This window comes from Lysinibacillus sp. FSL K6-4013, from assembly GCF_038630435.1.
GTDB lineage: Bacteria > Bacillota > Bacilli > Bacillales_A > Planococcaceae > Lysinibacillus > Lysinibacillus boronitolerans.
The window spans coordinates 4,471,488-4,492,358 of sequence record NZ_CP152031.1; the positions used below are offsets into that span (position 1 = coordinate 4,471,488).

The 20,871-nt window shown below is 34.4% G+C and carries 20 protein-coding genes and 1 pseudogene; all 21 read right to left on the bottom strand.

Features of this window, described 5'->3' with window-relative positions; all coding sequences use genetic code 11:
• Positions 1-18: 18 nt before the first annotated feature.
• The 21 genes and pseudogenes from MHB39_RS22175 to MHB39_RS22275 all read right to left on the bottom strand — a co-directional run bounded on the left by MHB39_RS22175 (position 19) and on the right by MHB39_RS22275 (position 20,865).
• Positions 19-1,896 carry a TnsD family transposase gene (locus tag MHB39_RS22175; RefSeq protein ID WP_342545399.1) on the bottom strand — a complete coding sequence of 626 codons (1,878 nt, stop codon included), beginning with the start codon at positions 1,894-1,896 and terminating at the stop codon, positions 19-21.
• Between the two features lie 5 nt (positions 1,897-1,901).
• Positions 1,902-3,572, bottom strand: coding sequence for an ATP-binding protein (locus MHB39_RS22180; protein WP_342545400.1), 1,671 nt, complete (start codon positions 3,570-3,572; stop codon positions 1,902-1,904).
• A complete protein-coding gene (locus MHB39_RS22185) occupies positions 3,556-5,742 on the bottom strand; it encodes a Mu transposase C-terminal domain-containing protein (protein ID WP_342545401.1) in 2,187 nt (728 codons plus the stop codon). Before MHB39_RS22185 ends, MHB39_RS22180 begins: the two co-directional genes overlap by 17 nt.
• A complete protein-coding gene (locus tag MHB39_RS22190; RefSeq protein WP_342545402.1) occupies positions 5,726-6,571 on the bottom strand; it encodes a TnsA endonuclease C-terminal domain-containing protein in 846 nt (281 codons plus the stop codon). Before MHB39_RS22190 ends, MHB39_RS22185 begins: the two co-directional genes overlap by 17 nt.
• Positions 6,561-7,370 (bottom strand): recombinase family protein, encoded by an 810-nt coding sequence (locus MHB39_RS22195; protein ID WP_342545403.1) that lies wholly within the window; start codon positions 7,368-7,370, stop codon positions 6,561-6,563. Before MHB39_RS22195 ends, MHB39_RS22190 begins: the two co-directional genes overlap by 11 nt.
• 820 nt (positions 7,371-8,190) lie before the next feature.
• On the bottom strand, positions 8,191-8,463 hold the full coding sequence (locus MHB39_RS22200) for a hypothetical protein (protein WP_342545404.1): 273 nt from the start codon (positions 8,461-8,463) through the stop codon (positions 8,191-8,193).
• A gap of 101 nt (positions 8,464-8,564) precedes the next feature.
• Positions 8,565-8,747 carry a hypothetical protein gene (locus MHB39_RS22205; protein WP_342545405.1) on the bottom strand — a complete coding sequence of 61 codons (183 nt, stop codon included), beginning with the start codon at positions 8,745-8,747 and terminating at the stop codon, positions 8,565-8,567.
• Between the two features lie 38 nt (positions 8,748-8,785).
• Positions 8,786-9,055: a hypothetical protein gene (locus MHB39_RS22210; protein WP_342545406.1), complete on the bottom strand. Its 270-nt coding sequence runs from the start codon at positions 9,053-9,055 to the stop codon at positions 8,786-8,788.
• Positions 9,052-9,327 carry a hypothetical protein gene (locus MHB39_RS22215; protein WP_342545407.1) on the bottom strand — a complete coding sequence of 92 codons (276 nt, stop codon included), beginning with the start codon at positions 9,325-9,327 and terminating at the stop codon, positions 9,052-9,054. The genes MHB39_RS22210 and MHB39_RS22215 overlap by 4 nt, the downstream gene beginning before the upstream one ends.
• A 2-nt stretch (positions 9,328-9,329) precedes the next feature.
• Positions 9,330-9,788, bottom strand: a complete 459-nt coding sequence (locus MHB39_RS22220; protein ID WP_342545408.1) for a hypothetical protein — start codon at positions 9,786-9,788, stop codon at positions 9,330-9,332.
• The gene (locus tag MHB39_RS22225; RefSeq protein WP_342545409.1) at positions 9,775-10,353 is read right to left on the bottom strand and encodes a DUF2442 domain-containing protein; all 579 of its coding nucleotides are present in this window, start codon (positions 10,351-10,353) and stop codon (positions 9,775-9,777) included. Before MHB39_RS22225 ends, MHB39_RS22220 begins: the two co-directional genes overlap by 14 nt.
• A 206-nt stretch (positions 10,354-10,559) precedes the next feature.
• Complete coding sequence (locus MHB39_RS22230; protein WP_151112136.1) at positions 10,560-10,940, bottom strand: hypothetical protein; 381 nt, start codon at positions 10,938-10,940, stop codon at positions 10,560-10,562.
• Between the two features lie 264 nt (positions 10,941-11,204).
• Positions 11,205-11,702 carry a hypothetical protein gene (locus MHB39_RS22235; RefSeq protein WP_342545412.1) on the bottom strand — a complete coding sequence of 166 codons (498 nt, stop codon included), beginning with the start codon at positions 11,700-11,702 and terminating at the stop codon, positions 11,205-11,207.
• A 63-nt stretch (positions 11,703-11,765) separates the two neighbouring features.
• A complete protein-coding gene (locus MHB39_RS22240) occupies positions 11,766-12,020 on the bottom strand; it encodes a hypothetical protein (protein ID WP_342545414.1) in 255 nt (84 codons plus the stop codon).
• A 364-nt stretch (positions 12,021-12,384) separates the two neighbouring features.
• Positions 12,385-12,654 (bottom strand): annotated as a pseudogene (locus MHB39_RS22245) (four helix bundle protein); the annotation flags it as partial.
• A gap of 156 nt (positions 12,655-12,810) precedes the next feature.
• On the bottom strand, positions 12,811-13,104 hold the full coding sequence (locus MHB39_RS22250) for a hypothetical protein (RefSeq protein ID WP_151112128.1): 294 nt from the start codon (positions 13,102-13,104) through the stop codon (positions 12,811-12,813).
• A gap of 1,174 nt (positions 13,105-14,278) precedes the next feature.
• Positions 14,279-15,979: a hypothetical protein gene (locus MHB39_RS22255; protein ID WP_342545415.1), complete on the bottom strand. Its 1,701-nt coding sequence runs from the start codon at positions 15,977-15,979 to the stop codon at positions 14,279-14,281.
• 1,151 nt (positions 15,980-17,130) lie between these two features.
• Complete coding sequence (locus tag MHB39_RS22260) at positions 17,131-17,940, bottom strand: hypothetical protein (RefSeq protein WP_342545416.1); 810 nt, start codon at positions 17,938-17,940, stop codon at positions 17,131-17,133.
• 25 nt (positions 17,941-17,965) lie between these two features.
• Positions 17,966-18,721: a TatD family hydrolase gene (locus MHB39_RS22265; RefSeq protein WP_342545417.1), complete on the bottom strand. Its 756-nt coding sequence runs from the start codon at positions 18,719-18,721 to the stop codon at positions 17,966-17,968.
• The gene (gene qatC, locus MHB39_RS22270; protein WP_342545418.1) at positions 18,705-20,159 is read right to left on the bottom strand and encodes a Qat anti-phage system QueC-like protein QatC; all 1,455 of its coding nucleotides are present in this window, start codon (positions 20,157-20,159) and stop codon (positions 18,705-18,707) included. Before qatC ends, MHB39_RS22265 begins: the two co-directional genes overlap by 17 nt.
• The gene (locus MHB39_RS22275) at positions 20,152-20,865 is read right to left on the bottom strand and encodes a hypothetical protein (RefSeq protein WP_342545419.1); all 714 of its coding nucleotides are present in this window, start codon (positions 20,863-20,865) and stop codon (positions 20,152-20,154) included. The genes qatC and MHB39_RS22275 overlap by 8 nt, the downstream gene beginning before the upstream one ends.
• Positions 20,866-20,871: the final 6 nt, after the last annotated feature.

Here is a 20,871-nt window from a genome sequence, read left to right on the forward strand (position 1 = left end):
GAATTTTAGTAAGCCCATCTAAAAAATACCACCACAAATATTCTCAAATTCCTCTCTCAATTCTTCAATCCATTCTTCACGAATACCAGCTATCTTAGCAACTCTCCACCATTGTAAGTCGTAGCCTACCTTCTCACACTCTTTAATCGCCCACTTGATTCTACGTATCTGATAATCTCTTACCGATTCAACATTTTGTAGCAAGTATTCATTAGTTCGGGGCAATTTGGATAGATGCTTTTCCAGCAAGGATAATTTGTCTACTTTCTTCCCAACTCTGCTTATAGTTACTCTTTCAGGCTTATCATTGGAATTAAGTATTTCATCTACAATTGTTTTTACTAATTCAAGAATTTCCACATCTCTTTTTTCCCAATCCACCCGATTATTTACCGTAGTAATTTGCTTCTTTTTTGGAGAGTTTGAATTTAACCACTCCCTATCATTGCGATATAGCCAAGTATAAAGACCACTATTAACCTTCCGAAGTTCCGTTTTACTCTTTTCGGGATATTGCTTCTGCAAATCCAGCCATTTATTACGAAAACTATCCTTGTTAATAAGATTGTCTTTGCTTTTATTACCAAGTTCCGCTTCAGTTTCTCCTAACTTCTGACCATATTTCTTTACCGTATTTACGTCTACCTTTAATCTTCTTGCGATTTCTCTCATACTTAAATTCATTTGAAAAAGTTCTTTTAGCTTTGATTCCCATACTTCTCCAAACTCTTTTACTCTTCCAATCTTGTACCTATCATCTTCACTGCTATCAGGCCCTTTTCGTGCGTAAACAAACCCACACGAACAGCTAAATGTTCCAACTGGCCGCTTGATTTTGCTATCATATCGAATGGTCATATTTGTAACTATAGGCTTTAAATAATGGTCTGCTCCTGCATTCAAACATGGAAAAGGGGCTTTACCAAAAGGATTATAACCATTTTCCTTATTCCATAGCTCTTCCAACGTAATCCCTAAAAACTGAATTAACAGTAGATGTCTAATAGGATGAACCGTTTTATGTGGCTTTCTAACCATCATACTCAGCCAAGAACTGTCACTATTATTTATAGAGGATTGCACTATTTCCAAAAGTGATTCTCCATAATACTCAATAAATTGCTCTCTAAGTTCTTTTTGTCTTACACTTCCATTCGTATTTGCTAATCCCATCAACTTTAACCCCTCTTTGTATTGAGAGAAAAACCATTCAGATGGTTTATTGGGATAACGATGGTTTAATAGCTTATCCACATTATCCACAACATGAATATATTTTGGGAGAAATTCACTTCCTATGACGGTTTCTATATTCGGAGAAATTATATATTCTTCATTAAAAGTGCAATTATCTGTAGTTGCTGGAATAAATTCATGTTTATTATAGGGATGTATAAAAACTTTGCTGTCGTACAGTAAGGTCTTATGTTTTGGGCAAATAATAACCCCTGGAATTTGGTGGCTTCTCCCCCAATATAATTCGCCATAAGTCTTCAATGATTCTATTGCACACTCCCTGCACACTTTGATATATCTATTTTCCTCAATTGTACTTGCCATAACCCCTATTCGATTATGGATGCTTCCACCACTGTTTCCTTTCATGGATTGTAAGATTGTTTTTGCACGTTCTGGAGGAAGAAAAGCACTATAAAATGGATATAACGTATTTTCCATTATCAGTTTTTCCGAAGTTTGATTATTACCTATTGGCAAATTACTTATCAAGCTGTCTATATTAGCTGGTAAATCCACAACTGCCGTTACAGAGCGAGAGCCAAATAACTCTTCAATTGTTGCTTTGGGGCTGATATTTCCGCTTCTTACATGATACCGAGCCAGTATCGAGTAGAGCAGTTCTCCTTCTGGATATGGGGTAGGAAAGAAAGTAATCATAACCATCACCCTACACTAAAGAAATCATTTTCTATTACTTTTATGATTCCTTTTTCTTTGAGAGATTCATGTGCGGACAAGCCCTTCTCTTTGCCTTCCGAAACAATCAATCTTAAATCTTGTTTGTTTGGCAACTCCATTTGCTTTAGTTTTTTAGTTGGCTGAGGAGCAATTTCCTCTATATTTATAAACAGCTTAAATGCCTCTTTTACAATTCCCCTTATATCCAATTCTTGTCCTTGCTTTTCCATCACAGAATTAATACACTTTTTTGCCTTACCTGGTTCAACATCCAACTCAATTAACTTTAAGATAGCCTGTTCCCTCACGTTTTCCTTCCAATTTTTCTCCTCCTTTTTCTTCGCTTTTTGAATATCTTTTATTTTATTATTCATAGAAACAGAAGCAAATTCCTGATTAATAAACCCTTCTACATCTATAGGTGTAATATCTTCGTATCTTGAAATAGCTTTAATGTCTCCGCTTCTTAAAGCACGAATCATCGGCTGGATTAGTTGTAAATTCTCTTTTGCCACTTTTCTTATTAATGCAGGAGTTATTTGTTCCTTACCACTGGAAATTGCCCTGACTTGAGCCATCACGAATAGTTTGATTGCAATGTCCGTTATTCCACCTGATTCATCGTAAAGTACATCCTTAAATTCTTTAGTAATTGGAGTCGGTTTTCTTACCCATTGATAATCCCACATACCTTCAAGAATTAAATCCCAATTCGTATCCTTTTTTAGTCTTTCAAGTACCATATCCCCTTGACCGCCACTACTGCCTCTTCGAGCTTGGCGAAAATCTCCCCTAAGATAAGGGATTGCCTTGGGTGTACCTATTAAAAGCAATGGAATACCCATGTTGGATAGATAATGGAAAAAATTCATCATTTTCTCCGCTCCTCCTGATTTAGCAACACTTAAACTCTGAACTTCATCAATAATAATTAGTCCAATTGCATTTGTCCTTGCAATTTGAGCAAGGGCTGGTTGCATAGAGGCAATTGGTTGTCGGCCTGAACCGAACTTACGATAGTAGGAACTCCCCAATAATGAATCCACTGTACGGAATAGGTCTATACATAATCCTTTAACAGTGCCATCAAAACTACAGTCTACTTTAATCCAAGAAAGCTGGTACATATTAAAGTCTGTATTATTATACCGAGAATGCACAATGCTTTGCGGAATGGTTTGTAACACCTTTGACACACTCGTACTCTTACCAAGCCCCGATGTACCTATCATTGTCATAGTAGATGGATTAGCTTTGAAATTATTATTGTATGCATCTATGTGTCCATTAATAATCGCCTTGTAACGTTCTTGCAATTCCTTTGCAAATTCAGTCTGAAAAGGATTTCGGTGAACATACCCTCTCCGAATCATCCTTGAAATTCTCGACTCCAAGTCTAAAGTCTGGGCAAGTGGTTGGAAATATTGAAATAGACGCTGAACAAGATGAAGTCTTATATGACTCTCCAGATTTCGTTCACTTTCATTGAATGAAGGATAAAAAGCTAATTTATCAACCACTTCCTCTTTGGAAAGAATAGGAGGAAGAGCTTCAATAAACGGATTTTTTCGGTACTCCATCACTTCCTGCTCTCTATATTCCGCCATTACAGCTTCTCCACCGTTTGGAATCATCACTTTATTCATTTTTTCCATACGCTCTCTCCTTTTGTTTCTTTCTTAATAGAAATATTTCATTATCAAGTTCATCTTGTTCTTCTTCGGGTTCTTGACTATTTACTCTATTAAACGAAAGAACTTGCCCCTTTTCACTCGTCACTTTCTTATCCAATTCAAATGCCTCATTTCCCCTATTAATCATCTTTTCTATTTGTCTATTTTTACGAATTCCCTTTAATTTTTGGGTCTTGCTTTCCGTTCCATCCTGCTGTTCTTTTGTCATTTTTTCCGCTTCTTGGACAATGTTTTCTATCTCTGAAATTAAATCTATTTTAGATTGCAACTGCTCGTCTTCTTTTTGCTTTTTCTGCAATTTTTCATACTCCTGCAAGTATTCCAGCTCTTCAAGGCTCTTGTTTTTATGGGCTTCTTGATAATCAAGGAGATGGCATTTCTCAAAGCTTTTTCCGTCTTCCTTCTTTATATATATGTAGTTTAAATTTCGTGGGTCATAGGCTATCCGAATCTTCTCCCCACTGCCTGTTATACGAACACGTTCAAAACTACCTTCCCTAATAAGAGTTGAAGAAGTATAAAATAATCCCTTGAATTTAATTCCTTTTCCAGTTATATAAGCATTTGCAGTTGGCATCAAATTCAACTTAACAATATCTTCTGAAACAGAGCGTAACAAACCAGCTCTATTTTTCATTCCCCAGTTCCATAGCTTTAAGGGAATCGGTTCTATATCGTCTGCTATCATCATTTCCTCACGATTGTAGTTGGAAAGCATATTTTGATTATGATGTAGACAAGATTTAATCATGATTTGGGTAAATTGAAAAAGGTCAAGCACCCCGTCTAAACGATAATTCCTATCCCCTCTACCAGCAATAGGATTAACCGCACCTGGAAGTAATGGTTTTATCACCTTATCGTTAATTATTCTAAAGTTTCTCTCAATTATTCCTTTGGCATCCGCTCTGTAGGGGCTTGAGTTCTGTACCTTGATGTGTAAGGAACTAATAAGTGACTCCGCTAAATTGCCTTCTAATTCTCCTCGGTCAGCCATAAGAGTGTCACATAAATGATGAACAGGCCATTGCTCTTCGTTAATCTCAATATCGTATAATTTACAAAACTCCACCTTATTCATTACTGTATTAGAAATAGCACTCATTGCCCCGCTCCAAGAAGGCCCTTCTAAACCAACGTATAATCCTGTAATTATTCTGGAAAATCTGTCTACACAAAGGTACACTACAGGGCGACCGATTATCCAATTTCTGTTATATCTTGAAACCAGATAGACATCCGCAATTGTTGCATCGATTTCATAGTATCCTGGACCATAAGCCTCTACTGTAGAGTTCCCCAATAAATATCTATGATTTTGCAGATACTCCTTCGACCCTTGTCTTGTGTATATTTCCTTCTTCAAATTCCTTTCCTTGTAAAAGAAATACTTGAATTGTCCAAATGACGGAACACCTGAAGACGATTTTAATAACGGTTTCTCTACTCCTCTCTCGACTTTATAGCCCTCCGTATAAAATTCCTTTCGCATTAATTCGTAGGCAGTCTTTAAAGAGTTATTATTACCGATATTTGTATAATAAAATTTGTTAAGTGCAACACGAAAAATCCTCTTTGTTTCTTCAGTTACATTAACTCCTTCCCCTACAACATCCTTGTATTTTTTAGGTCTTCCAACCTTTTTATTTGTTACCTTTTTTTCCTTACCTATGTTTCCGAAATCGGGCAAAAGGGCATTCTTATGTTTCCCCCTTTGCCAATATCTCCTTAAATATTTGTAAACAGTCTTAATGCTAACATCAAAATTTTCACTTGCTTTAGAAACAAGTTCTCCTCTTCTCTTTGAATAAAATATCTCTGGTTCATTTTCCTTTTCTGCAATTGCTCCTATGATGCTCCACGCTTTTTCCCGTACCTTTTTCTCCTTCTCACTTATTTCATCCTCAATCCGAAAATATTGAAAAGGGTCTTCTTTAACAATTATTGCTTTGCCAGTATCTATATCAACCTCTATATCTTTAATATTTTTAAAAATTGGAACGCCTTTATCAGCATAAACATCAATCAAAACTGCAACTGTATAATCACTGCTAACCCACAAAATTCTTTCAACGGAATCCTTTAACGAATCTCCCGTATAACCGATTAACGTATTAACGGTCAATAGCAATTTTTATCTCACCCTGCCTTTCTTGAGGAACAATCTCTAATGCTTCTGCCGATTGATTTAAGTCAATTTTCTTATCCATATCTATTTTTATCTGTTTTGTTGCTAAAAGGTGTTTTAATAACAATAAAGCTGAACCAGCTTCAAGATTTAATTGCGAATCAACTGAATTGGTTATATCACGAATTGACCTTTTATTTTTATAAAGTAATTCCAAGAGAATTCCAGTAATATATGAAATGTCATCTTTAGTGAAATCCGTTGTTTCCTCTAAAAACTTCGCTGGATGTATCCACTCAATGTTCTTTGCTTTAATCAATGGAATTTCCTTATTTGTTACCAATGCCCAATCAACACCTTTTTTGTAAAAGTATCTCCTGATTAACTCGAAACGTTCAATCACCGCCCTTTTTTCCAATTCATGACTTGCTTTGACACTTCTTGCTACTTCAAAAGTATTTCCGTCTTTTCCCCTAACTGTAATTAAAAAAGTCGTGGTTAGAATGTATGGAAATCCAGATTGTTTATCCTTAAATTTCCTAATATCGATATCTTCCTGCTCCCCAACCACGTCTTCGTAATTCATCAAGGGAAAATGTTCTTTCACCTGTAAAATTGAGTCATCAAATTCTGTTAGGTAAAAATATCTTGTCTCTATGTCAGAAAGCAAGTGAACAATCCTATTACACTTCCATGTCCTTATACGACTGCTCCTGCCGAGACTGCCAAAATCGTGAATTTGGGTAAATCCCTTATAGGATTCATATTCTCCCTGCCCTCTACCTTCCTTTATATACCGTTGCAATTTCTCCGCATTCCATTCATTTCTCATTTTCAACACCAGCTTTTCTATTTCTCTTTAACAAGGCTTGAACCTTTCCGAAAACAATTTTATTTACTAAAGGAGTATGATTGCCTTCAATAATTAAATCGGAATGCCTCAACACCCCCTTGTAAAAATCATTTCTCAATATCTCTACCAAAGACTGTTTACTAAACTTATTACCTCTGCTGGTTTTAAATCCTGAAACGTCTAAAAAGCTTTTCAATTTCCCAAGACTGCCAAGCTCCAAATATTTTTTGAAAATCAATTCAATAATGGCCGCTGATTCGTCATCGACAGTAATCTTTGCTTTATCATTCCACTTATAACCCAAAGGAGCATTGCCACATGCTTTATATCCCCCCTTTGCCTTCGTTCTTCTACCTTTACTTAGTTTCATAGAAATACTCATTCGTTCATACTGGTCCAGCAGTTCCATCATCCCATTAACTAAAAAGTCATTTGGATTTTTATTGTAAATTCCGCTATAGTTGGGCTGTTCAATACTGATAACATCCGCTGAGTGTTTCTGAAACTCTCTGTGAACTAAGACTTTGACCGTATCACTTCTCCAAAGACGGGAGGTATTTAATACCACGACTATTTTTACCTCACCAAAGGAACTAATTAAATCGTTTAGACCGTCTCTGTTTGCAATCGTTCCAGAGATTCCTTCATCACGAAATACTTCAATTAGGTTGTATCCATTCTTTTGGCAAAAATCTATGATTGCTGATTCTTGAGTTTTTAACCCATACCCATCCATTTGGGTTTTGGTGCTTACTCTTATATATCCAAAAACATCCAAATCGATATCCCCCCTGTACATAGATAGTCAAGTATTATTCATAATGTCTGACTTAAAAGCTGAAAAAATATAGGACTATCAATGTCCAGTTGCTCTTTAAGTCGTATGTTAGTGAATTGGTCAATTCATTAGTTAATTGCAAAGCCCTTTTCGGTATCACCTCCTTGAATATAGTCATTGGGCATAAAAAATAGCCAGTAGTCAATCCAAATGGTTTTTTTTTGGAAAGGCTACTGGCTATTCTAATTTTTTTATAAAAATCAAAAGGGCTAAATCTTGTCCTCCGCCCTTAGATGTTTTTCGTTTGTCATCATCTTATCTCAAGAAGTAACAAAACTCAAGCAGAAATTAACTGAAATCTTCACTTTAACAAATTCATAAGAGGATATAGGCGGTTATTGTGTTCACGTTCAAAGTTCACTCAGGTTAGTAAGATAAACAGCATTACTGCTATCGTTCTTGTCTACAATAGAGTCCTTGGTAAAAATGTATTTGCTACTATCCAGTGTTTTCCTAATGCTTTTGAAATAGGTTTCTGCCTCTCTCCTTGTGTAGAATATTTCTGTGTTCCCCATATTCCCCCAACACTCGACAGCCCAATTCTTTTCCATTTTAATTTCATCCCTTTATTCCGAGTTTCTTCTATTATATATGTTATATTTTATAAATCTGGATTCATTTATACAAGAGCCTTGTTATTTAAACCGACCCTCACATTCCGAAGTCATCATACCTCAATAAATATGAAAGAAAATCTATTCAAATAACAGGCAAAAAGAAAAAACTGCAATAATTAACTCGCAGTTCTTCTAAGACTGTCCTAACCCAAGTTCTTCTTTATTCTTATTCCAATCCTTTTACTTAGTTTTATATTGATAATCAGACCTCCTATACACATCACACCAATCACACCAGTAAACAAACCCATCAAAAATGTCATTTCTTTTGTAATATAGTCGCTAATATTTATTACCATAATAAGAATGATAAGGGCAAATATTGTTCTCCGATGGCTTTTCAATATTCTCATGCTCTTTTTATCATCTTCAAGATTACTTTTTATTCGATGGACTGACCCTAACATATTTAGCACTTTCTCTGCCTCCTTTTTTGTCGTTGTATTTTATTATAGATTTAGCGAAGATATCTATAATCTAAAATAATGGAAATTGAAGGAGAATTACTAAGCCCTGATTAATCATCTTCTAATAGGGGATTTTTCTTATAAACTACAAATTGCTTTATCTCCTCTTCCGTTAAGTCTTCTACATCGACATTTTTCGATTTACAATACTCCAGCAATGCCCGAACTTTGACTTTGTAATGTGATGGAACAGCATAGACACCATCATCAATATCCAAATCATCATCAAACATATTAACACCTCCATTTACCCAGATATATTCTCAATATCTCAATCAATATAACATTTAAATGCTCCAGCAATTGACCATCTCTTACTCGATTCCCTTACATTATTTTCAATAAATCTTAAGAAGGAATCATATCCTTCCATAAATATCTTGCCTTCAACAAAGAACACCAACAAAAAATTTTTAATTTCCAATGACCTCCAAGCTGATACCTTTATTTCATCAACTGTCTTATTAGATTGAAAACAAGGAAATCTCCCCTCTTCTGCCAGTTCAACTAACTCTTTTAATGATGATAATTCACCAATCATTTCCGAAGCCGATACAAAACATCTGTGTCCCTTTGCTCTTGAGGATACAGCGAATACAAAAACTGCGTAAATTCCAGCAATTGCTCTAATGCTACCGTTTCTTTAATCTCGATAATCACTTCTTCATGAGTTTCATTTATTTCGTACAAGGTAATATCCAAGTGTTTATTTAACTCATTTATCATTCCCTCTAATGTAACCTCTAACTTGTCCAATCTTTTTTTATCAACTTCCAATCTATAACAAATTCCCATTTGAAGATATTGTCCCATTATTATATCTCCCCTTTTCCTTCAGCCTTACTACTTGCCTTTTCTTTCTCCTCTATATATTCAATCAGCATCTTTTTCAAGTCCTTCGATAAAATCTTAGAACTGCTTATTATTTCTTGGGGAGGTGTGTCTTCGATATCTCTCTTTGCAGATTCCAAACGACATTGATAAATCCTTCCCATTGATTCTTGGTCAAAAAATCCGTCATTTTCTACATAACTATCAAATTTATCTTTCACATATTCTACGAATTCCGACTGTTCCACTACCTCCACAGCTCGATGATAACAAAATCGACAGTGCTCTATAATTTTTGGCAGTGGCAAATAATCCAAACAATTTACTGCTAATTGCATCCTGCTTTCATCAGATACTTTTGCTGAAATAATTTTTAAAGCCTCAACAAATCCAGCTTCAAAACCTTCATTATATCCAATATTGTATGGTTCAGAATTTCTCATGCTTTACTTCACCTTCATTCCCTAAAACATGGTCAATATTTACACTTTCTGCAAATAAAACATCATGGTCAAAATCCACCCCATTCTCGAACACTACTGTTCGTGCTATTCCATCTACCCTTGCAGTTCGGAACAAATCAATATCTAAAATTTCCTTTAACACACCCCTATCCCTTTTCAAAAATCTTTTCATATCCAAGAGCCGATATTCCCGATTATCAAATTCAAGTATCAATTTAAAATTGACGGTTGCAAGAACAGAAGTAATTTCCAAATTATTTTGGTAAATACACTCTAAATCTGTTCCTTCTCTTAACTTTGGCTCTCCTTTCTCTATCTGCACTCTTTTCGGTCTTAGCAATAGCTTTACTCTTGCAAACATACTGCCTTTTTCAATATTGCTGTCCAGGATTTCATATCCCTGTTCGGCATACAATTTCCTATTAGATTCAATCTGGGCATCAACTATATCAGGATGGCATCCAAATTTTGATACCCATGTTCCTTCCCATTTCCACCATTCTGGCTTCTCCGCATGTTTTATAGTTTCAAATTTTTCAGGCATCTTTAATCCTCCTCTTGTTATTGCTTATAGGAAAAAAATAAAGGCATCTTGACAATAGACAAAATTTTTCCTTTTTTTAAAAGAAAAACCTCTATTGCAAGATGCCTCTATAAATTACGAAAATGCAAATGCAGATTACACCGCAGAATTACTCTTAAAAGCAATTAGTCGATATAACTTTGCTATACATTACAACAAATTATGAACTAATCAATCTGTTTTAATTTTAAAAACTTATCAATATTACCTAATAACTCATAATCAATAGAAAGAGTCAATTTTTTTTGGTTTTCATATACCTTATTTAGATATTCTGCTAATTCTTCCATCAATGGATTATCATCAACAACTACTATGCCTTTATGACCGTCAAAGCTCTTGATAAAGAAATGTCCGTCTTCACATCTGAATAGCATATGAAAGTTTCCTTGTGAGCGAAATTTATATTTTACCTTTGCTGGAATAGAGTGTACTTGATTGATAATAAGCTCTGTTGTTTGGTAGTCATCATTATCTTTTACTTGAATTGTTCCAAGAATGTGTGTATATTCATAATCACAAACTGAACAATGAACATTTCTACTCATTTTCCATCCTCCTATATATCATAGCATGATTGATATTTTACAAACTTATCTTATAAGCTATATTTTTATTCATATTTCACTGCAAATTTATTTAACTCTATTAATTTTCTAAAAAATTAACAACTCTTGTATTAAGAATATCTCTACATTTAAGGAAATGCAACTGCCATTGCTGACCCATTGACAACATTTAAGCTCCATACTATTTGTAAATCACTACAGGAGTGGAATTATCTCTCTCCTGTAGCATAGATTTATAAGCAATTAATAGGATTCATCTTTCACATTAAAAATCGCACTTAGTAATTTTCCATTTTGATTGTCCGTATCAATCGCTTCTCTGTATCGTGAATACAAAAATTCATAAGCCATTCTTATTACAGTAAAGGCCTGGAACTCTGATAGTTGATTTAATTTCTTCAATAGCTTATCGACATCAACACCAAATATTTCATCAGCTACGTTAATTTGAATATCGTCTTCTACATTAGCAACTAACACTGTTTTATTGGGCAATTCAGGGGAATATAAATGTCCATTAAACGCATTGACTATAAGCCTCGCTTCATTTAAATCAAAAAATCCTTTTAGTTCTCTTTTTGTACCTTGATAAACTTCATTCAGCATATGCACCATCTGTTTAGCTTTGAAGGAATAATCGTCAAGCTCTGTTTCCATAGGGAATTGATTAAATCCCCACCACTCAGGTTCAAAATCAAGAAAATCCATTTTAAATTCATGTTCAATTACTACATCTTGCATTTTTTACTTCCTCCTTAAGATTTGTTTTCTCAATATAATAATCAAAATCTGTAAGGCTTAAATTTAAAGAATCCACAACGTATGTCCAAACCCATAAAAGAATCCGACCGTATCATCGTTTGTTGCTTTACGCAGAAATGGTATTAACGTTTGATGGTACTCTTCATTATTAATATCTTCTATATACAGCATGACAATTTCTCTAAAACCGCTCGGTTCTTGTTCATCTACAATTCCTTCAATTTGTGCTCCAATATAATTGGAGTCCCGTTCAAAATATCTTTCTACCATTTCTAAAATTCTTTGAGTTCTTTTCACTTTAATTCCCATCCTTTCATTTTTTATGTTTTTGAAAACGCAAAAAAGGCTAACCTATTTAGCCTACACACCCACATAGACTGACAGAATTTAGCGTAGAGTAAACCCTCGCAAATTAAGTCAAACTATATAGCTGTATTAAACTAAATACGTTAGCCTCTTACTAACATCAGATGATAATACATTTATAGAATAAATGTATTAATTAGTCTCAAAAAATCTTCTTTAGGCAACAAATTAATTTGCATTGCCTGTATTCATAATTTACACCCCTATTTATTATATGTCAATAACTTTTTTATCGACTATTGTCTTACTAAATATATCATGGTGGATATTTTTTGGGGAAAATGGCTTCTTTATATTAAGCAATCTCTCTCTTTACCTTTTTAATTAAAGCAATAAGCATCTTTATTATTTCGCAAATTTCCTTTTCTAACTGCTGGTAGGTTTCTAAATTTACGTAGCCAACCCGATAAATTAGCTCAATTTGTGCTCTTACCTCGTATGCAGAACCGTTCGCAATTGCGTAGAAATGCAACATCTGATTAGGAAAGAGACCTGCATAACCTTGTCCCTCAGCGAGATTGCTTGAAATCGACACCGATGCTCTCTCGATTTGAGACCTTAGACCATATTGTTCGTGTTACGGAAAACTCTTTGTCAGCAAGTAGATTTTTTCTGTTAATGACACTGCTTTTTTCCAAACCCCTAATTGTTTAAAGTCTCTTGCGAAAAGGTCCTGTTCGTTCATATCCTTTTTCACTTTTTCTCTCTCCCTTCTTTTCTATTAAGCAGTTCTGTATAGACTTTCAAGTTTTCTAACATCCGCTGTTGCGTCTTCTTTTAACTCCTCTTTTAACCTAATTTCAATATTTGCGGATGTTTCCAATAACCGAAATCGAATATGCTCCAGTTCCTCTATATCCAAATCCTTATACGATAGCCATAAAAAGGATTCTATCAATTTTTCAACGTTCACCTTTTGTATCTTTAATTCTTCTACATCGAGTCCGTATAATGAATCAAAAAACATGAAATTTTCAACCTGATTCAAGCTCCATTTAATTTGGTCTATGGACATTCAATTAGCTCCTTTCATTGCTTGTTTCCTTATAATTAAATTGTAGCAACTGACAAGGATTTTTTGGGGTAAAAGTGGTCGGATGATGTTCGAGCACCTTCAACCCTGTGAGCTACTTTTCTTTCCCTTCTATCCACTGCAACAACTTTATAAAATATGTTTCAAACACTATTCATTTGTTAAAAATTTACATATAGATACTTTATTAGACTAAATCACTAAAATATTGTTTTGCACGTTCGCTTGATGAAAACCTTGAGTTGAATTATGTCGAAATACTTTCAGAAAAGTTGTATTAGTCCTTTTCTTATATAATGGGATATTTATTTTTATACAACTTTTTGGGGACTTTCTCATAAATGAATCAACCAGCATCATACAGAACTACTTTTAATGTGCCAATAGCACAAATAAAATTCTGCTTTTCCGAAAAATCTAAGGTCTTTAAATAACAGGAAACTTTTACATAAAGCCTTCGCTTTTCTATGATTTTAAAAAGTCCATATCTATTGAAAAAGGGATTTGGCAAAACCATCTAATGCAATAATCAAATACCTTAAGGCAAAAGTTCACATATAACAAAACACTGATACATCAAAACATCACGATGATTTGGAACTATAAGGTTCAACAGATACAATTCAATGTGCAGTAGCACCTAAAGCAGATATCCGTAAAGCTATGGTACATTGTAAATACCACTGAAGATTAACAAATACATTGGCAACTGCATCTCCAAAAGAGTCAAGAGGCATCTGAAAAAGGCTCTTTTATTACCAAAAGAACCAAAACCATCTATCGAATCGCCATAGTGCAATTGAAGCAGCCCTAAACAATTAACTATAAACAAAACATTCAATGAATATTTGTGTAATACCAGTGCTATATGTTTTTACAAAGGAGCTGTATAATACAAAGCAAATGGATAATAGCACTGTTGACCTTACGTTTAGATGTTGTTTTTCTTTATCCATTTGGCTTATGTAAAAGTCGGTTTTCATTTTAAATCATTCAGTGGTTTAGTAATAAAGGTTTACTTTACTATTGCAGACAAAGACGACTATAGTCACTTGATACCGATGACACTTTCTTCTGACTCTTGAACCGAATGAACATGCAATACAACTATTACCGATTTATCATAAAAGGGTGTCCATAAAGACACCCTCTAACCCTATGATTTAAAAATGAACTTTTGACCTTTATTGGTAATTTGATTGACTTGTAGAAATGGCAGTAAATCATCCAATAACTTTGTGAAATTCCCACTACTCTTTATTCCAATTTGAGTACGGACTTCCTTTTTTGTAATATCAGATTTTCCTGATTGTTTAATATTTGTAAGGATGGATTTAACCTCTTCGACTCTTTTATCAGTCAGGCTTGGCTTCTTCTCTTTTCCTTGCTCTTTTGCTCCTGCCTCTTTCCCTACCTTACTCACTTCGATTTTGCATTTATGATATTGAATACCTGGCATCTGCTCCAGAACCGTATCTATCACTTCTTGATTGCTATTAAATACATGAATCTTGGCATTTGTTAGATTATCACGAGCAATTCGTCTGATTGCCTGATATATCTCCCCAGCAATTGTTGATAATCTAACTTTTTCAATATCTTCATCTTGGAAAATGGAAATAGTAGCAATCGGAAGGTTTTCATGATATTTGTAAAAGAAGTTAGTGAGGGCATATGTCCCATAGTCAAAATTCGGGGTTTTCTGTACAATGACCGTATTAAACTTGCGGTAATTATTTTTTCCAATTAAGTTACCAAAGTAATCAGTAACTATTGGGATACCTAATGTTTCTTGCATTCCCTCCAAGGTGTCATTGAAATATGCCTCAATCCCTTTCTCTACTTGCTCCTTTTGCCCCTGTTCCGTAACGAACAGCACACCACTACTATCTTTCAAATCTATTCGTTCTAATGCCTTTTCTGTAAGATTTATATAGTTTTTTAATGCCTTTTTACTGGTATTTAAATCGTAATGGTAAAATTCTGCTTGTGAGTAATCAAATATTTTAGGCTGTTTAATAACGTTGAATTTGGTCGAAAGAGAATATCTATAGTCGAACCAATTTGCATCCAATATGATATTGCAATCTAACATTGCAAATTTAGGTGTAGAATCAAAAGTGTGAAATCCCCCTTCGTAGTAATAAGCACCATTGTTCAGAATCTGTTGGAACTTGAACAACAATTCTTTTTGCTCATTCCTCTTTGACAGTCCAACCTTTTTTAGCAATTGCTCGATGACCTCTTTGTATTTGTCATATATTTCTGATTGGAAATTTACGAATACCATTTCCTTATTTTTCAGAACCTCAGAATCATTCGAGTATTTATTCGCCATATCCCTTAAAAGACTTGCAAGGTCATCTGTTTCCGTAAATCCATATTGGAATATTTCAGTCCATAACTGCCCTATCTCTTTGTTTGTTACGGAAATCTGTTCTAACAAGTCTGGGTATTCGTCTATTACTAAAATCCTTCTATCCGCTATTAAATCCTGATGGTCTCCTCTGCAGATATTAGAATACATTTTATGGGTAATACAAAGAGTCCTTGCCTCGATTGCTCTTTTTCTTGCCCTTTTCTTTTTCGTATCTTCACCTGTAAATGCCACCGCAATTTCTTTCCCAGCCAGTGAATTAATCCGCTTTGCAGTAGCATCCAGTTCCCCATCCTTTGAAAATCTTTGCACGTATAACGCTCTATCTTCTGTTTCCGCTAAATACTGCTGTGCACTCCTGCTCTTTCCAGCTCCAGCCTCGTATCCATAAACTGAAAACACTTTGCTATTCCATTTGTTTCTATCGAATATTTGATTTTTTAAATCATAAAATACGCTTGTTGATACTACATTTTCCAATTTATACTTCCTCCTTTGTTGACTAATGTCACTTGTTGAAAAAAGTATAATTCGGAAAGTCAATTGAAAATATAGCACTTCTGTCGAACAACGTCTTACCTAATATTTTACAAATAACAACTACTCATTACTTCTTTAAAAGATGTCCATCTCCAAATTGGAAATTTTGGTATTTGGCAATTTTCGGCTTCAACTGGTTTTTTCATATAGATAGATAATCCGTTAAACTGTTCTTGGTTTTATTGAACTTAGATTTGTACTAATTTAATCGCATACTGGCGATTCAAATGTAAAAGTTATCCTTTACATTGTAGTGACGACAACTTCAATAGATGTTGTATTCCCAAAAGGCTTTTGACGTTTTGTAAGATGTATGACTTTTTTCATCCCTCGTTTTATAAGAATGATAGATTTAATTTTTCCCTTTACAGCTTGGCTGTTGATAAAAGTTATTTTTTTGCAATTACACTTTAGATTTTTTAAAATAGTCGAGGTTTTTAAAAGAGTCTTTTGACATTTCGTAATAACTTTTCCCTGCAATATTCAAATCAATTTTAGATTTTATTGAGGACTATATAGGTTTATGTATTCCGAAAGTTACAAAGCCTGGTTCACCTTACAGCCTCAAGGGAATGAGACGTTTCAAAACAGAAAGAATCCAAAATTTTTATTCTTGCTTTTCTTCCCTCTTTTTCTCAAATGGAGTTGCATTTTAAACTCTTTTTAATTATCCCACTTCTTAGTCAGACGGTATCGAACATTGAAAACGTAGTATCGGTAAGTAGGTCTTGGTATAATAAGCATTGTTAAGAAGTCGGTAAAAGGTTTAGGGGGGAGGAAAGGAACTGTTCATGTTCGTTAAAGCAAAGGACTTGAAGGCAGGAATGATAATCGAATTGGAAATGATGGCTTCCTATCATGCCAGGAAGAATAAGGTGACTAAAGTGGTGGAAATCGAATAAGACGTTTTTTATTCAGAGGGAGATAAAGAGATAATAGTTGATTTTATTGAATGGGAAACGAAAAAGGGTGGGGTCATTATGCTCAATCCATTGAAGGAGAATAAACTGGTCCAGGGAGGGGCTTAGGGCTTCATCCGTCTCTTTTCAAAATTGAAATAGACAACTAAAGCCCAATCCTATCACTGTTGATTATTGAGCTTCCGAATTAGGCTGTTCAACGTCATCAAAATTTATATCAAGTGTTTCTACATAATGAACGATAGTCTCAACGCTTTTGTAAATATTTGTTTCACGCAAAGGGGTGTCGCTCATTGCCCAAGCAAGAAATAGTTGACCAAGAACCGTCAGAACTGGTAATAGAACCTTTTTCCAAGTGCTTACTTCTTCTCCATTTAAATTTCCACTTTGAGCTTCGGCATCTGTAACATTTACAATAATATTGATTTTAAGAGCCATATCGAAAAAGTGTGGCCGCTTAATTCTCACTTGAATATCTTCTTCATGTAGTTCCTCTATTTCTTCTACGTCATCCTCTGTATCATGAATATATTCACTTAGATTTTCCACAAAGGAACTGTTGATTGCAGAAGATATCTGATTAAAAAAGGGAGCAAATTGGGAAGCACTTGAGAAAGCTAAACCTTGGTTGCTCAAACTTGCTACAGCACTTGCCATTTGAGAAAAGTCATGACGTGGAATATTAGCCATTGTGTGCATAGGATTATTAATTAAATGAGCAACCACACCACTGTTCATCAATTCTAAGATATTGGACTGCTTATAAATAGCAAATGCATCACTGTTCATTAATGTACTTGCCATTGTATTTGCTTTTTCAAACGCACTTGCATGTTCCATATAACTTGCAACAACACTACTATTCGCCATTTTATTGGCTAACTCACTGGCTCTGGTAATACGATTTATCATTTCTTGATTCCTATTTATTTGATTCATCACCTTTTGCCATTTTCGTAAATGCTTAAACGAATCATCCATTACTATTCACCACTTTTAAATATCCTTATTTGAAATCATTTCTTAATCCATACTGTTTTTGCTCAATTAACAGTCTTTTTAAATTACTTAATACAATAGAGCTAAAGTTTTTTATCTGGAGCTTTTCTTCAAACTCCTTGTAGATTACAGGTAAGTTATATGATTTTCCTTTTATATCAGATTTTCCAAAAGGAGCATCAGTTTCAATAAGCAACTTATCCAAAGGTACAGCTTTTATGATGTTTAGACCCTTTATTGAGGTAAGCATTGAATAGTTTACGGATAAGTAATACCCATTTCTAATGATTTCTTTTAAAAGGCTTTTACTGCCAGAATACCAGTGAAATACTGCAAACTTAACCCTATTTTCTATTAAAATTTCTAAGGTGTCTTTCTCAGCCATTCTGGAATGTATCGACATTATCTTGTTTGTCTCTCCTGCTCTTTTACAAATGTATTGAAATGCTCTTTGTTGTTCTGTTTTAGTTGCTATAAATTCTTTAGAATAATCTAAACCAACCTCACCAATATATTTAGTATGAGGAAGCCATTTATCAAACAGCCTCATGTTGAATTGATGCGTCTTTGCTAATTGTGGGTTGTAACCCAAACCTATCTTCACATACTTATTATCAGGAAATTCCCTCTTACACTTCTCAAATATTTCAGGTAAATTCGTAACAAAAAGAGCATATGTTTTGTTACGATTAAAGTAATCATACATTTCTCTATAATTTTTGTAATAATCTATATGAATATGAAAATCAACTAAGCTGGGCATCTTCTATTAAATCCTTTAGCCCCAAATATTCCATTAAACCGCCTCCACTTTGTGCATCTTCAAACTTCACCATTTCTAATAATTCATTCATAGATTTGTGATACAACCGCTCGTAGGCAGTAATTTCAACCATAGATAATGGTCCTTGCCGAACCAAGAGCGTTCTAATGTATTCCTTATCATCTTTATGTTTGGAATATCTCCTTAAGCTAAATAGCACAGCCTTTAAATCACTTGCCCTGCCTTGCAATTTGCTATATTGGGTTATAAACTCGCTATTTAATTTATATACCGAATTATAAACAGTGTTATCCTTACCGATTGCTAAGAATGAGGCTCTTCTAATAAGACAAGGGTAACAATATCCACAATTACAAGGAATCTCAATACTTTTATCGTATTTTCTATCATACCTTGATAAACAAGGGTGGGAACATGAAAGAGTTCTATGAGCATTATCCTGGAAAACAAGATTCCCTTTATGCTCTGCTACAATTTCCCCTTTGGATTTATCCCAATAAAAAATCGAGATTGTATGATTTAACCCGACCAATTGCAGGATTTGATTCAGTGTCTTCAAAAAGATTGGATGGGTCGTTCTCGTACTACAACTTCCAATTCTGCTATCAGTTAAAGGAACATTAATGCCAATAAATCCGTTCTCTGGAATATACACAGGCGTTCCTTCTCCTATTATCGATGCAATCGCAACTGCTCCAGCTAAAAATAAAAATGACCTGCTTCTACTTGAACTCTCAGCACCCAATCTGCCCCTTTCCCCATTCCATTGAATCGGAGCTAAGGGATTCGCATTAAATAAAATTAGCTCTTTGTTTATCGCAGGATATGCCTTATCAATCTCATTAAAAAGTTCGTGCTGTCTGCTTGTCAAAAGATTGTATTCCCTGAAACCCACAAAACAAGTGTTTTTTTGTTTTTCAGATAAGGTTAAAGCTCCGCAGAATGAGTCCAAACCACCAGAAAATAGACTTACTGAATCATATTTTTGTTTGTCGATAAGTTTATACTTTGTATTTTTCTTATTAGACCTAAACTTGCTTGTTGATTGTCTGAATTCAAATGTCCAGTTATCGCCACTTAAAAATCCAAGAGTTTTTTCCAGTTCATTTTTTACTACAGTCCATTTTTCTACTTCAAGAACAGGCAAGTGGAGTTTAATACGTCTTGTCCAATTATCAGTTGATTTTTTTCGAGGTATTCTTTTATCTGCACAAAAAACACTTATGGCTATTACCAACAAATCCTCACTAATGTCCGATAGAGATTGACTTCCAAATCTTCTCCATAGTTGTTCTGCATCAGTCTTAACATTTGATTTGTTGTTCTTATCGAAAAGATTAAACACTAAAAGATTTTCAGTTTGGTTTCCGCTATTTGCTAAATCATCATCTTGCTTGTTAATCCATATGTTAAACAAGTGTCTCACTCCAAACAGATAATATTTCAAATGCCTTGTTACATTTCTCTGTAATAATTTGATTGCCTTGCTGTCCATTCCAGTCAACTTTTTGAATGTCCACTATTGTAAACTCAGACTCTAAGGATGTACGAATATACGTCTTTACACTTTTTTCTGCAATATCAAATTTATCTAATTTGTCAAACATTGTAAGAATTTTCTCCGCAAAATTAGCAAAGAAACAGTTTTGAATAAATTTTACAATGAATTCCCTAATGAATTCACCAGTGTTAATCGAACCAATTATATTATTATAATCATCTTCATCTTCTGCACTTTTTAATAGTTCACGCATAAGCTCACTCATACTTTGCTGGGCAACGCTGCCGTAAAAGTCACTTCCGCTATCATTAAAATATTCTAAGAGACCTGAACGAAGGCCTTCTGAAGACTGACCTCGCAAATGCGATAGTCCTACCTTCTCTAAAGCATCGAGAAATCCATAACTCTTAACAGCTTCAATAAAATTAACTGCCTTTGTTCCTATTTTAGCAACTGAACCTGAATAAGATTTTCCTCCACCGCCCATTGCCTTTGAAAAGCTCGAAACTGCTTTACCTATTGTAGAAGGAGTAAAACCGCTTTTTACCATACCCGTTACATCTCTTTTAGCTTCTGGCCATAAATATCCTGTTGGCGGTAAATATCCTTTAGATGTTCCCATACCTTT